The organism is Deferrisoma camini S3R1, assembly GCF_000526155.1.
Lineage (GTDB): Bacteria > Desulfobacterota > Deferrisomatia > Deferrisomatales > Deferrisomataceae > Deferrisoma > Deferrisoma camini.
The window spans coordinates 2,230,860-2,243,967 of the sequence record NZ_JAFN01000001.1; the positions used below are offsets into that span (position 1 = coordinate 2,230,860).

Annotated in this window: 13 protein-coding genes and 2 tRNA genes; 5 read left to right on the forward strand and 10 right to left on the reverse strand. The window is 70.2% G+C overall.

Features of this window, described 5'->3' with window-relative positions; all coding sequences use genetic code 11:
- The first annotated feature begins 2 nt into the window (after window positions 1-2).
- The 3 genes from DEFCA_RS0109780 to DEFCA_RS0109790 are packed head-to-tail and all read left to right on the forward strand — an operon-like array spanning window position 3 to window position 3,698.
- Window positions 3-1,166, forward strand: a complete 1,164-nt coding sequence (locus tag DEFCA_RS0109780; protein WP_025322841.1) for a saccharopine dehydrogenase family protein — start codon at window positions 3-5, stop codon at window positions 1,164-1,166.
- Window positions 1,163-2,371 (forward strand): TRAP transporter substrate-binding protein DctP, encoded by a 1,209-nt coding sequence (gene dctP / locus DEFCA_RS0109785; protein WP_025322842.1) that lies wholly within the window; start codon window positions 1,163-1,165, stop codon window positions 2,369-2,371. The genes DEFCA_RS0109780 and dctP overlap by 4 nt, the downstream gene beginning before the upstream one ends.
- Window positions 2,349-3,698: an MmgE/PrpD family protein gene (locus tag DEFCA_RS0109790; RefSeq protein ID WP_025322843.1), complete on the forward strand. Its 1,350-nt coding sequence runs from the start codon at window positions 2,349-2,351 to the stop codon at window positions 3,696-3,698. Before dctP ends, DEFCA_RS0109790 begins: the two co-directional genes overlap by 23 nt.
- A gap of 375 nt (window positions 3,699-4,073) precedes the next feature.
- Here DEFCA_RS0109790 and DEFCA_RS0109795 read toward each other — a convergent pair.
- From DEFCA_RS0109795 to DEFCA_RS0109840, 10 genes are all read right to left on the reverse strand, one after another.
- Window positions 4,074-4,150 (reverse strand) — tRNA-Pro (locus DEFCA_RS0109795).
- Between the two features lie 11 nt (window positions 4,151-4,161).
- Window positions 4,162-4,518: a MerR family transcriptional regulator gene (locus DEFCA_RS0109800; RefSeq protein WP_025322844.1), complete on the reverse strand. Its 357-nt coding sequence runs from the start codon at window positions 4,516-4,518 to the stop codon at window positions 4,162-4,164.
- A gap of 70 nt (window positions 4,519-4,588) precedes the next feature.
- Window positions 4,589-4,870 (reverse strand): integration host factor subunit alpha, encoded by a 282-nt coding sequence (locus DEFCA_RS0109805; RefSeq protein ID WP_025322845.1) that lies wholly within the window; start codon window positions 4,868-4,870, stop codon window positions 4,589-4,591.
- Window positions 4,871-4,917: 47 nt separating this feature from the next.
- Window positions 4,918-7,332 carry a phenylalanine--tRNA ligase subunit beta gene (gene pheT / locus DEFCA_RS0109810; RefSeq protein ID WP_025322846.1) on the reverse strand — a complete coding sequence of 805 codons (2,415 nt, stop codon included), beginning with the start codon at window positions 7,330-7,332 and terminating at the stop codon, window positions 4,918-4,920.
- A 6-nt stretch (window positions 7,333-7,338) separates the two neighbouring features.
- Window positions 7,339-8,358: a phenylalanine--tRNA ligase subunit alpha gene (pheS, locus tag DEFCA_RS0109815; RefSeq protein ID WP_025322847.1), complete on the reverse strand. Its 1,020-nt coding sequence runs from the start codon at window positions 8,356-8,358 to the stop codon at window positions 7,339-7,341.
- Window positions 8,359-8,385: 27 nt separating this feature from the next.
- On the reverse strand, window positions 8,386-8,739 hold the full coding sequence (gene rplT, locus DEFCA_RS0109820; protein ID WP_025322848.1) for a 50S ribosomal protein L20: 354 nt from the start codon (window positions 8,737-8,739) through the stop codon (window positions 8,386-8,388).
- A 117-nt stretch (window positions 8,740-8,856) separates the two neighbouring features.
- Complete coding sequence (rpmI, locus tag DEFCA_RS0109825; RefSeq protein WP_025322849.1) at window positions 8,857-9,054, reverse strand: 50S ribosomal protein L35; 198 nt, start codon at window positions 9,052-9,054, stop codon at window positions 8,857-8,859.
- A 24-nt stretch (window positions 9,055-9,078) separates the two neighbouring features.
- Window positions 9,079-9,606 (reverse strand): translation initiation factor IF-3, encoded by a 528-nt coding sequence (infC, locus tag DEFCA_RS0109830; RefSeq protein WP_029733871.1) that lies wholly within the window; start codon window positions 9,604-9,606, stop codon window positions 9,079-9,081.
- 24 nt (window positions 9,607-9,630) lie between these two features.
- Window positions 9,631-11,556: a threonine--tRNA ligase gene (gene thrS / locus DEFCA_RS0109835; RefSeq protein ID WP_025322851.1), complete on the reverse strand. Its 1,926-nt coding sequence runs from the start codon at window positions 11,554-11,556 to the stop codon at window positions 9,631-9,633.
- A gap of 115 nt (window positions 11,557-11,671) precedes the next feature.
- Window positions 11,672-11,746, reverse strand: a tRNA-Val gene (locus DEFCA_RS0109840).
- A gap of 194 nt (window positions 11,747-11,940) precedes the next feature.
- Between DEFCA_RS0109840 and DEFCA_RS19405 the strand changes: the two genes are divergently transcribed.
- Both DEFCA_RS19405 and tatC read left to right on the forward strand, forming a co-directional pair.
- Complete coding sequence (locus tag DEFCA_RS19405; RefSeq protein ID WP_025322852.1) at window positions 11,941-12,255, forward strand: twin-arginine translocase TatA/TatE family subunit; 315 nt, start codon at window positions 11,941-11,943, stop codon at window positions 12,253-12,255.
- Between the two features lie 21 nt (window positions 12,256-12,276).
- Window positions 12,277-13,095: a twin-arginine translocase subunit TatC gene (gene tatC / locus DEFCA_RS0109850; RefSeq protein WP_025322853.1), complete on the forward strand. Its 819-nt coding sequence runs from the start codon at window positions 12,277-12,279 to the stop codon at window positions 13,093-13,095.
- Window positions 13,096-13,108: the final 13 nt, after the last annotated feature.

The following is a 13,108-nucleotide window of genomic DNA, read 5'->3' on the forward strand; positions in this document are numbered from 1 at the left end:
CGATGAAGGCGCTCGTGCTCGGCATCGGTTTGCAAGGGAAGGCCGTGCTCCATGACCTGGAGCGGTCTCCTCTGGTGGACGAGATCGTGGCCGCGGACCTGGAAGCCGGACCCGTGGAGAACCACATCCGGAAAGGGGGGCTTCGGAAGACCCGGGCCGTGGCGGTGGACGCATCCGACCCCTCCGGCCTCCGGGATGCGATCCGGCGGTCCGGGGCAAGGGTAGTGGTGTGCATGCTGCCCCCGTCCCTGGGTCTGGCCGTGGCCCGGGCCGCGGTGGACGAGGGCGTGGCGTTCGTGAGCACCAGCTACGCCGGCCCCATCGCGGACCTGGACGCGGACGCCCGGGAACGCGGCGTGACCGTGCTGCCCGAGATGGGGTTCGATCCCGGCATCGACCTGGTGCTGGCGGCCCTGGCCCTGGGGGAGCTGGACCGGGTGGTGGGGCTGCGGTCCTACGGGGGGGGCCTCCCCGAGCCCACGGCGTGCGACAACCCCCTCAAGTACAAGATCACCTGGACCTTCGAGGGGGTGCTCCGGGCCTACACCCGGCCGGCCCGCCTGCTCGAGGACGGGAGGGAGACCCGGATCCCCGGCACCGAACTGTTCCGCCCCGACCACGTCCACACCCTGGCGATCCCGGGCCTGGGGGCGATGGAGGCGTTTCCCAACGGAGACGCCGTGCGGTACGCGGAGGCGTTCGGCCTGGGGCCGGAGCTGCAACACATGGGGCGGTATGCCCTTCGGTGGCCGGGCCACTCCGCTTTCTGGTACCCTCTGGTGCGCCTCGGCTTTCTCGACGAGGACCCCGTCGAGGTGGACGGCGCCCTTGTGTCGCCCCGCCGGTTTCTGGTGGAGCACCTCACCCCGCGCCTTCAGTTCCGCCCGGACGAACGAGACGTGGCCGTGCTGCGGGTCCACGCCTGGGGTGAGCGGGAAGGGCGGAAGCACGAGGTGGTGTACGACCTGATCGACTACCGCGACCTGGACACGGGTTTGTTCGCCATGAACCGAACCGTGGGCTACACCGCGAGCATCGCGGCGCAGATGGTGATGGCGGGGGAGATCTCCCGGGCCGGCGTGCTCTCCCCCGTGCGGGACGTGCCCGGGCACAGGCTGCTCGAGGAACTCCGGGCGCGGGGCATCCACGTGGTGCGAAGGACGTGACCCCCGCCCCTCCCTCCCCCGACGAGCCGCCTGCCGAGGCGCTCATCCAACGGAACGTGGGCGTCCGCATCCGGGAGCTCCGCAAGGCGCGGGGGCTCAGCGGATACGCCCTCGCGCGGGCGGCCGGGATCTCCCAGAGCCAGCTCTCCAAGATCGAGACCGGCAAGGCCACCCTCTCGGTCGCGGTGCTGGCCCGGCTGTGCCAGGCCCTGGACCGGCCCCTCAGCTACCTGTTCCAGAGCGAGGAGGAGATGCCCCGGGTCCTGGGCACGCTCACCACCGTGGCGGGGCCGGAGAGCGAGGCGCTGAGGGAGTTTGCCGACGAGGTCCGGCGTCGCACCGCCGGCCGCATCACCTTGATCCCGCTGCGGGCCTCCCAGCTCGGTCCGGCCGAGGACCAGGTCGAGCACCTCCGCCAGGGGGCGTTGGACCTGTTCGTGGAGGAGATCCACCGCTTCGCCCGCCTCGCTCCGGACGCCCGCCTGTTCGGGATTCCCTACGTTTTCCGCTCCGAGGACCACCGGCAGGCCATGCTGTCGAGTTCCTGGTTCCGGCGGGAGGTGTTCGAACGGCTCCTCGCCCGGGGCGTGCGCATCCTGAACCCCCGCTGGAACTGGCAGCGGGGCGTGGAGTACGTGCTCGTGTCCCGCCGTGCGCTGTTCTCCCCTGCGGACGTGCGGGGCCTGCGGGTGCGGGTCTCCGAAGCCTCCGGGCTGGGCAGGCTGTGGGAGGAGATGGGCGCGGAGCCCGTGGTTCTGCCCTGGGCCGACGTCAAGCGGGCGCTGCGGGACGGGCGCATCGACGTGCTGCCCACCCACAAGTCCCACCTCTACCCCATGGGCCTGTGCCGGTACGCCCCGTATGTGACCCGCCTCGGGGATCTCCCCTCCACCCTGGCGGTGGCGGTGAGCGAGGCCAAGTACCAGGCCCTGCCCCCCCACATCCAGGAAGGCATCCGCCAGGCGTGCGAGGTGGCGGGAGACCGGTTCACCGAGATCGTCACCGAAGCTGAACGGCGCAACGAGCCCCTGAACATCGCCCGGCACCGGGCGTCGTACCTCACCGTGGACACCCGGCCGTGGCGCGAGGCGTTCGCCCGGGGGGTGCGCCGGATGCTCGACGCCGGAGACCTGCCGCCCCGGGCGTGGGAGGCTGCCGAGCGGGCGGCCCGAGGGCATTCCGATGGACTCCCCCTGGACGGTTGAACGGCTGGCCGAGTTCGCCGTGGGGGCATCGGCGGAAGACCTGCCTCCCACGGCCACCGAGGCGGCGGGCCGGTGCCTGATCGACACGTTGGGCGCGGCCGCGGCCGGGCGGCCCACTCCGGCCGCCAAGGCCCTGGCCGGGTTCTCAACCCGGGCCTTCGCCCCCGGTCCCTGCACCGTCTGGTACGAGGGCGCAGCCCTGACCCCGGAGGCCGCGGCCGTGGCCAACAGCGCGGCAGCCAGCGCTCTGGACCTGGACGACGGGCACCGGGCGGCCGGCGGGCACCCCGGGGCGGCCGTTCTCCCGGCCGCCCTGGCGGCCGCAGAGCTCGTCGGTGCCCCGGGGAGGGGCGTGCTCGAGGCCGTGGTCGTGGGGTACGAGGTGGGGGTCCGGGTGGCGGCCGGCCGCAACCCCGCCACCCTCGACACCTACTCCACGGGCCGCTGGGCCGCCTACGCGGCCGCGGCGGCCGCCGGCCGCCTGTACGGGTTCTCCCCGGACCTCCTCGCCCACGCGCTCGCCGTGGCCGGCGTCCTCTCCCCAGGGCTCTCGGCGGCCGGCTACAGCCGCCTGATGGGCAACAGCACCAAAGAGGGCATTCCCTGGGCCGTGTTCACCGGCTTGGCCGCCCTGGACCTGGTCCGGAGGGGGTGGACCGGCCCCCTCGACATCCTGGACCATCCGGACTACTACGATGCGGACCGGATCGCGAACGGATTGGGGGGGGCTCCCTTTGCCGTGGAGGGAGTGTACTTCAAGCCCTACGGGTGCTGTCGGTGGATCCACGCGGCCCTGGACGCCCTGACCGCTCTCCTGTCGGAGCACCGGATCTCCCCCGAGGAGATCGAGGAGATCCGGGTCGACACCTTCGGCCGGGCCGTGAGCCTCTCCAACGAACCGGCCCCTTCCACCCTGGAGGGGGCCCAGTACAGCATCCCGTTCTGCCTTGCCCTCGCCGCCGTGCACGGACCCCAGGCCCTGCTTCCCCTAGCTGCCGAACGCCTCCGGGATCCACCGGTGCTGGAGCTGGCCCACAGGGTCCGTCTGTCGGTGGACCCGGAGCTGGACTCATTGTTCCCCCAGCAGACGCCGGCCCGGGTGGTCCTTTCCACCCGCGGACGCCGCCTGAATCGGCGGGTGGACACCCCCAAGGGGGATGCGGGCAACCCCCTGAGCCGGGCGGCCCTGGAGGCTAAGTTCCGTTCCTTGGCACTCTGGGGGGGAGTGTCGCAGGAACGGGCCGATCGAATCTTAACCGCGGCGGGCGAACTCTCATTCCACAGGGTTACCTCGCTCATGGAACTCCTCCGGCCCTCAGCACCCTGAGGGGAAGCCCTTTGAAAGGCGGCAGCACCTCGCCTTTCCCTGCCTCCACACGGTCCGCGCCTCGCGGCCCGGAAGCCCGATCGCGCACCTTTCTCGCCAAGCCTTGACACAAATTTGGGAGCGCGGACAGGGGTCCCGGCCAGACCTCGGTCATCTTGACCAATTGCTGAGTACGGCCAGAAACCTGGGGGACGATTTTTTTCGATGCCCCCCGATGTCACCCGGTGGACCAGGATCCGCCAAGAAGCTCACGATACTTCCCACGTCGCTTTCGCTCCACAGTTGACAGCGTCGCTTACGGCGCTGCGCGCCATGCCCGGCGCACGATGAAAAAGGGCCTGCGGGTTTCAACCCGCAGGCCCTTTGGCTTTGTGATGGTCGGGACGAGAGGATTCGAACCTCCGACCCCCTGAACCCCATTCAGGTGCGCTACCAGACTGCGCCACGTCCCGACACGGATGGTCTATGCTTGGTCCTTGCCCAATAGCCGCAGCAGCTCTTCCGCGTCGCGCCGCAGGGCTTGGAGGAGCCGGCGGCGGCCCTGCTGCTTGGGCCTTTGCTGCGTCTTCTTCCATTCCTCCCGGAACTTGCGTTTCACCCCGCTGATGGTGAACCGATCTTCGTAGAGGAGCTTCTTGATCATCAGGACCTTTTGCAGGTCCTGGTGGGTGTAGAGCCGCTGGTTCCCGTCGCTCTTTCGGGGGGAGAGGAAGGAGAACTCCGTCTCCCAGTACCGGAGTACGTGGGGCTTGACGCCCGCGATCTCCGCCACCTCGCCGATACGGTAGTAGAGCTTCTGGGGAATCCCCCGGCCCTCCAACGCCCGCTCCTTTGTCCGGAAGGGGCTGAATCATACCAGCCCGGCCGTCCGAACGCAACGAGCGTGAGGCTTACCGGCGGTGGTTCAGGCGCTCTTTGAGCACCTGGCTCGGCTTGAAGGTGAGCACCCGGCGCTCGGTGATGGTGATGGTCTCGCCGGTCTGGGGGTTCCGGCCCCGGCGGGCCGCCTTCTCCCGGACCTCGAAGTTGCCGAACCCGCTGATCTTGACCTTCTCGCCCCGCTCCAACGCCTCTTTGATGAGCTCGAGGATGAGCCCCACCACCTCGGCCGAGCGCTTGCGGCTGAAGCCGACGCGGCCGTGCAACGCCTCCACCAGATCGGACTTGGTCATGGTCTTTGCTTCCCTTTCCGTCTCTTCGGCCCGGCGGGGAGGGGCGGTCAGCCCTCCCGGAGCCTCGCTCCGGTCCGCTCGGCCAGGTGTTCGAGAATGCGCGCCTCCTCGGCCCGGATCTCCTCGTCGGTGAGGGTGCGGTCGTCCGCGCGGTAGGTGATCCGCAGGGCCAGGCTCACCATGCCCTTGGGGATCCGGTCGCCCCGGTACACGTCGAAGACATCCACGTCGCGAACCAGGGACGAGCCGGCCTGCCACACGGCCTCCACCACCTCCCGGGCCTGCACCCGGTTCGCCTGCACCAGGATCGCCAGGTCCCGCTGGGTCGCCGGGTGCCGGGGCAGCCCGGGGAACGGCCCCGGCTCCTGCCGGACCCGGGCCACGGCGTCCAGGTCCAGCTCGAACCCGACGACCGGTCCGTCGAGGTCCCAGGCCTCGATGCGGGCCGGGTGGAGTTCGCCCACCCACCCCAGTTCCGCGTCGCCCGCGGTCACGCGGGCGGCCCGGCCCGGGTGGAGCCAGGGCAGATCGGTGGCCGGCTCGAACCCGGCCTCCCGCACCCCCAGACCGGCCAGAAGGGTCTCGACCGCACCCTTGGCGTCGAAGAAGTCCACGGGCTCGTCCCCCGACCACCAGGCCAGCGGCTCCCGGGGTCCGGCCGCCACGGCCGCCGCCCGGAGCACCTCCTGGGGAAGGGGCTCTCCCTCCTGCGGGTGGAAGCTGCGGCCCACCTCGAACAGGCGCGCGGCGCGCTCCTGGCGGCGCTGGTTCCGGGCGAGGCAGCCCAGGAGCCCGGGAAGGAGGGAGGTCCGGAGCACGGACGTCTCCCGGCCCAGGGGGTTCGCCAGGGTCACGTGGCGGGCGAGGGGGTGCCCCTCGGGGAGCCCCAACCGACCGTCGTCGGCCGGGTCGCCGAAGCTCAGGCACACGGCCTCGTGGAACCCCTGCCCTGCCAGGAGATCACGGGCCACGTTGGCGATGCGCCGCCGAGGGGGCAGGGGGTCGGGCCGCATGGGCACCCGGGGCAGGGTGGTGGGGATCCGGTCGTACCCGTGGATCCGGGCCACCTCCTCCACCAGGTCCACCTCCCGCTCCAGGTCCACCCGGTGGGTGGGCACCCGCACGGTCACGGCCTCCTCGTCGTCGGCCTCCACGGCCATGCCGAGGCCGCGCAGGATGCCGCGGACCTCCTCGGGCGGCACCTCCACCCCGAGGAGCCGCCTCACCCGGTCGTGGCGCACGGTGATCCGCTTGGGCTCGTGCACGGTAGGGTAGGCGTCGAAGATGCCCCGGGCCACGGTGCCGCCGGCCAGGCGGGCGATCAGCTCGGTGGCCCGGTCCAGGGCCCGGATCAGGCCCTCGATGTCGGTGCCCCGCTCGAACCGGTACGAGGCCTCGGTGCGAAGCCCCTGCCGGCGGGAGGTCCGCCGGATGTTCGCGGGCAGGAACCAGGCGCTCTCCAGCAGCACGTCGGTGGTGTCGGGCTCCACCTCGGAGTTCTCGCCGCCCATGATGCCGGCCAGGGCCACCGGCCGCTCGGCGTCGCAGATGACCAGGCTGTCGGCGTCGAGCTCCCGCTCCTGGCCGTCCAGGGTGGTGAACCGCTCGCCGGCCCGGGCCCGCTGCACCACGATCCGTCCCTCGGCCAGCCGGTTCATGTCGAAGGCGTGCAGGGGGTGGCCCAGCTCCAGGAGCACGTAGTTGGTGACGTCCACCACGTTGTTGATGGACCGCACCCCGCAGGCCTCCAGCCGCTGACGCAGCCACAGGGGCGAGGGGCCCACCCGCACGCCCCGGATCACCCGGGCCGCGTACCGGTGGCACAGGTCCGGGGCCTGGATCTCCACCGAGGTGATGTCGGCGATGTCGGGCCCCGACTCGGGCACCTCGGGCTCGGGGATCCGTAGCTCCGCCCCGGTCAGGGCCGCGACCTCCCGGGCCACCCCCACCACCGAGAGGCAGTCGGCTCGGTTGGGGGTGATCTCCACCTCGATCACGGTCTCGGGCAGGCCCAGGTACTCCAGCAGGTCGGCTCCCACCGGGGCGTCGGCCGGCAGGATCAGGATGCCCGAGTGATCCTCGCCGAGGCCCAGCTCCCGCTCCGAGCACATCATGCCGTGGCTCACCTGGCCCCGGATCTTGGTCTTCTTGATCTTGAACCCGCCGGGCAGCCGCGCCCCCACCCGGGCCAGGGCCACCTTGTCCCCGGCCTCCATGTTGGTGGCCCCGCACACGATCTCGCGGGTCTCGGCTCCGTCGGTCACCCGGCACAGGCTCAGGCGGTCGGCGTTGGGGTGGGGGCCCTTCTCCACGATCTGGGCCACCACCACGCCCTCGACCCCCTCGCCCAGCCGCTCCACGGCCGAGACCTCGAGCCCGGCCATGGTGAGCCGCTCGGCGAGCGCCTCGGGCTCGAGGTCCACGTCCACGTACTCACGGAGCCAAGAGATGGGAATGCGCATGGGACCCTAGCCGAAGTGCCGGAGGAACCGCAGGTCGTTCTCGAAGAACAGGCGGATGTCGTCGATGCCGTACTTGAGCATGGCGATCCGCTCGACCCCCATGCCGAAGGCGAACCCCTGGACCTCCTCGGGGTCGTAGTCCACGAACCCGTACACGGCCGGATCCACCATGCCCGAGCCCAGGATCTCGAGCCATCCCGTTCCCGAGCACACCCGGCATCCGGAGCCGCGGCACAGCACGCACTGGATGTCCACCTCGGCGCTGGGCTCGGTGAACGGGAAGAAGCTCGGCCGGAACCGGACCCCGGTGTCGGGGCCGTAGTACCGGTGGACGAACTCGGTGAGCACCCCCTTGAGGTCCGCGAAGGTGACGTCCCGGTCCACCAGGAGCCCTTCGATCTGGTGGAACATGGGCGAGTGGGTCACGTCGGAGTCGCACCGGTACACCTTGCCCGGGGCCACGATCTTGACCGGGGGCTTCTGGGCCTCCATGGTGCGGATCTGCACGGGGCTCGTATGGGTGCGCAGCACCACCCCCGGCGCCACGAAGAAGGTGTCCTGCATGTCGCGGGCCGGGTGGTCTTGGGGGATGTTGAGGGCCTCGAAGTTGTAGTACTCCAGCTCCACCTCCGGCCCCTCGGCCACCGAGAACCCCATCTGACCGAAGATGTCCAGCAGTTCGCGCACCACCAGGGTGAGGGGATGGAGCCCTCCGCCGTGGCCGCGGCGGCCCGGCAGGGTCACGTCCACGGCCTCGCCGGCGAGCCGACGCTCCAGCTCGGCCGCCCGCAGGGCCTCCCTGCGCTCGGCCAGGGCTGCCTCGATGGCGGCCTTGACCTCGTTGGCCACCTTGCCCACCCGGGGCCGCTCCGCCGGGTCGAGCCGGCCCATGCCCTTCAGACAGGCCGTCAGCTCGCCCTTCCGGCCCAGGTACCGGACCCGCAGGGCCTCGAGGGCGGCGGTGTCGCCCGCGGCGCGGATCTCCTCCACGGCCTGGGCGCCGATGGCTTGGAGCCGGTCGATCATCGTTGGAGACGCAGGCAGGGCCCGGCCTCAGCCGGCCGAGCGGACCTCGTCCACGATGCGGGCGAAGTCCTCGGGGTGGCGCACGGCGATCTCGGCGAGCATCTTCCGGTTCAGCTCCACCCCGGCCTGCTTCAGGGCGTGGGTCAGGCGGCTGTACGAGGTGCCGTGCATCTTGGCGGCCGCACCGATGCGGGTGATCCACAGCCGGCGGAACTCGCGCTTCCGGTTCTTGCGATCCCGGTACGCGTACACCCAGGCGCGGTGCAGGGTCTCGGTGGCGGCCCGCAGGGTGCGGCGCCGGGCGCCGTAGAATCCGCGGGCTTGCTTGAGGACCTTCTTGCGCCGCTTGCGCGAAGCGACGGACGGACGCGAACGTGCCATGGCTTTTCTCCTTTGCTCAACAAAACCGTCCCCGCGGCCGGTCCGGGTCGGACCCCCTATCCCCCAGGCACATGGCAAGCCCGGGGATCAGGTGCGCTCCGCGGGGATCAGGGGGGGTCAGGCGTAGGGCAAGAGCTTCTGCATGTGGCGGGCGTGGCTGGCGTCGACGAAGTCGGGCCGGCGCAGCTGCCGCTTGCGCTTGGCCTTCTTGCCGCCCAGCAGGTGGCTCCGGAACGCCCTGCGGTACTTGAACTTGCCGGAGGCGGTCTTCTTGAACCGCTTGGCCGCCGCCCGGTGGGTCTTCATCTTCGGCATGACGGTTTCCTTTCCCCGAAAGACTCAGGACTTCTTTGCGGAGCGAGACACGGGGGCGAGCAGCATGAACATGTTCCGCCCCTCCATGCGGGGCGGGTGCTCCACCCTTACGTCGTCGCCCAGGTTCTCGAGCATCTTCTGAAGCTGCTGCAGGCCCCTCTCCGGCAGGGTGACCTCCCTGCCCCGGAACATCACGGTGACCTTGACCTTGTGCCCATCCGCCAGGAACTCCCGGACCTTCTTGAGCTTGACCTGGAAGTCGTGCTCATCGGTCTTGGGCCGGACCTTGACCTCCTTGACCTGGGTCTGCACCTGGCGCTTGCGGGCCTCCTGGGCCTTTTTCGCCTGGTGGTACTTGAACCGCCCGTAGTCCATGATCTTGCACACGGGCGGGCGGGCCTGGGGCGCCACCTCCACCAGATCCATGTCCATCTCCTCGGCCATGGCCAGGGCCCGTTCGATGGGCAGGATTCCCAGTTGCGTGCCGTCGGGGCCGATGGTCCGGACCTCTCGGACCCGGATCATGCGGTTGATGCGGGGTTGATCAGCGATGGGGCACCTCCTCGGTCAGGTCGTTCAGCGTCGATCCTCCAATCGGGGCAGGTCGGCCTCGGCAGCCACCCGCTCCACGAACTCGTCCAGCGCCATGGTGGGCAACGGGTCCCCCGACCGGGGCCGGGGGCTGACCGTGCCGTCCGAAACCTCGCGGTCGCCCAGGACCACCATGTACGGCACCTTCTGGACCTGGGCCTCGCGGATCTTGTAGCGGAGCGTCTCGTTGCGGGCGTCCACCTCCACCCGCACCCCCCGCGAACGCAAAAGCCCCTCCGCCTTCCGGGCGTAGGGGACGTGTCGGTCGGCAATGGGCAGGAGGACGACCTGAACCGGGGCCAGCCAGGTCGGAAACGCTCCGGCGAAATGCTCGATCAAAACCCCGATGAACCGCTCGATCGACCCCAGGATGACCCGGTGGAGCATCACCGGCCGGTGGCGTTCCCCGTCGGGCCCCACGTAGGTGAGATCAAAGCGCTCGGGAAGGGTAAAATCGGCCTGGATTGTAGCACACTGCCACTTTCTGTCAAGCGCGTCCCGCAGTTTCACGTCGATCTTCGGGCCGTAGAACGCGCCCTCGCCCTCGCACACCCCGAACTCCATGCCCCGGCTGCGCAGGGCCTCCTCCAGGGCACGGGTGGCCCGCTCCCAGGCCTGGTCGTCGCCGATGGACTTCTCGGGCCGCGTGGAGAGCTCCACCTCGTACTCGAACCCAAAGAGCCCCATCACGTCCTGCACGAAGTCCAGGATGCCCGAGATCTCGTCGAGCAGCTGGTCCGGGGTGCACAGGATGTGGGCGTCGTCTTGGGTGAACCCCCGCACCCGGGTCAGGCCGTGGAGCACCCCCGACTTCTCGTGGCGGTGCACGGTGCCCAGCTCGAAGAACCGCAGGGGAAGCTCCCGGTACGAGCGCACCCGCGAGCGGTAGATGACCATGTGGGCCAGGCAGTTCATCGGCTTGATGCCGTAGGCTTGCCCCTCCACCTCGGTGAAGTACATGTTCTCGCGGTAGTTGTCGTAGTGGCCCGATCGCTCCCACAGCTCCCGGCGCAGGAGCTGGGGCCCGATCACGATCTGGTACCCCCGCCGCAGGTGCTCGCGGCGCTCGAAGTCCTCGAGCAGCGTGCGCACCAGCGCCCCCTTGGGGTGCCAGATCACCAGGCCGGGCCCCACCTCGTCCTCGATCGAGAACAGGTCGAGCTCCCGGCCGAGCTTGCGGTGGTCGCGCTTCTTGGCCTCCTCCAAAAGCCGCAGCCGCTCCTTGAGCTGCTCCTTGGTGGGGAACGCGGTGCCGTAGATGCGCTGGAGCATGGGGTTGCGCTCGTCGCCCCGCCAGTAGGCCCCGGCCACGGACAGCAGCTTGAACACCTTGACCCGGCCGGTGCTCGGCACGTGGGGCCCCCGGCACAGGTCGGCGAACTCCCCCTGCTCGTACAGGGAGATGGTGTCCTCGTCGGGCAGGTCCTCGATCAGCTCCACCTTGTAGCTCTCGCCCCGCTCCCGGAAGAACCTTAGGGCCTCCTCCCGGGGCAGTTCCCGCCTCCGCACCGGAAGGTCCTCTTTGACGATCCGGGCCATCTCGGCCTCGATGGCCTCCAGGTCGTCGGGCGTGAGGGGCCGGGGGGTGTCCAGGTCGTAGTAGAACCCGTCGGCCGTGGCCGGGCCGATGGCCAGCTTCACCTCGCCCAGCACCCGTTTGGCGGCCTGGGCCATCACGTGGGACGCGGAGTGGCGGAGCACGTCGAGCCCCTCGGGGGTGTCGCCGGTAAGGATCCGCAGCCGACAGTCGGCCTCCAGCGGCGCGGTCAGGTCCACCAGCCGGCCGTCCACCTCGGCCGCCACGGCCTCGCGGGCCAGGCGCTTGCCGATCGCCTCGGCCACCTGGAGCGGGCTGGCGCCCCGGGGGAGTTCCTTCACGCTTCCGTCGGGCAGGGTGACCCGGATCGTCATGAGACAACTCCTTGGAACTCGGCGGCGGGGCCGCTCTCGCCCCGGACACCGGCCGCCCAAAAGCAAAAAGGCACCGGTGGAGACCACGCGATGCCTCTTGGGAACGAGCAAGAAGTGGTAGGCACGGGCGGGATTGAACCGCCGACCCCCTGCGTGTCGGGCAGGTGCTCTCCCACTGAGCTACGTGCCTACAAGTGGGTCTCGCTCCGTCCGGGCCCGGGGCCCGAAGAACGCTCTCTATACCAGCGGGGCTCCCGGCGTGTCAATGGGGAAAAGCGGCGGCCGGGCATCGGCCGTCGGCTTTTGGTCGGCCCGGCTCCTTGACACTCCGCGGTCCGGGACCGTAGCCTGACATACTTCCACTCGAAGAAGCCGAGGTGCCGGATGTTTGGGATGGGAATGGGCGAGATCCTGCTGGTGCTGGGGATCGCCCTGATCGTGATCGGCCCGAAACGACTCCCCGACCTGGCCCGGGCCCTGGGCAGGGGGCTGGCCGAGTTCCGCCGGGCCACCGAGGACATCCAGCGCACCATCTACCAGGAGGTTCACAAGCCCCTGGACCCCCAGGAACTCTGGAAAGACCTGGAGAAGGCCCGGGCCCAGACCAAGCCCGGCCCGCCCCCGGACACCGACGCCGAACCCCGTGCGGAGCCGAGGGCCGACGATAAAGAGCCCCCGGGCCCCTCTTCCCCCGCGTAACCCGACACGGCCCAGACCCCCATGACCGAAGCCTCTACCCCGCCGCCCCAGGACCCCGAGGAGCAGGAGAAGCTCCCGTTCACGGCCCACCTGGAGGAGCTGCGCCAGCGGTTGATCAAGTGCGCCGTAGCGGTGGTGGCGGGGTTTGCGGCGTGCTACGGGGTGAGCGACCGGCTGTTCACCTTTTTCGTGCAGCCCCTGGTCGCGGCTCTTCCCGAGGGGAGCACGCTGGCCATGATCCGGGTGCAGGAGGGCTTCCTCACCCACCTCAAGATCGGGTTCCTGGGCGGGATCCTGCTCGCCAGCCCCGTGATCCTGTACCAGGCGTGGAAGTTCGTGGCGCCGGGTCTCTACCCCCACGAGAAGCGCTATGTGTGGCCGTTCGTGGGCACGGCCACCCTGTTCTTCTTCGCGGGGGTGACCTTTGCGTTCACGGTGGTGTTCCCGTTCGGGTTCAAGTTCCTGCTGGGCTACGCGGCCGGCGGGCCGATCCAGGCATCGATCTCGATCGACGCCTACGTGGGGTTCGCGATCAAGCTCCTGCTGGCGTTCGGGGTGGTGTTCGAGCTGCCGGTGATCGTGTTCTTCCTGGCCAAGATGGGGCTGATCACCCACGCCACCCTGTCCCGAAACCGCGGGTACGCCGTGGTGATCATCTTCGTGGCCGCGGCCGTGCTCACCCCGCCCGACGTGGTGACCCAGCTGATGATGGCCGGGCCCCTGTGGATCCTCTACGAGATCAGCATCCTGGTGGCCCGCGTGTTCGGGCCCAAGCCCGACGAGGAGGGGGAGGAGGACGAACCCGAGGAGACCGCCGACGGCCCGGCCGCGGCCGGGTAGCGGGGAACTTCGG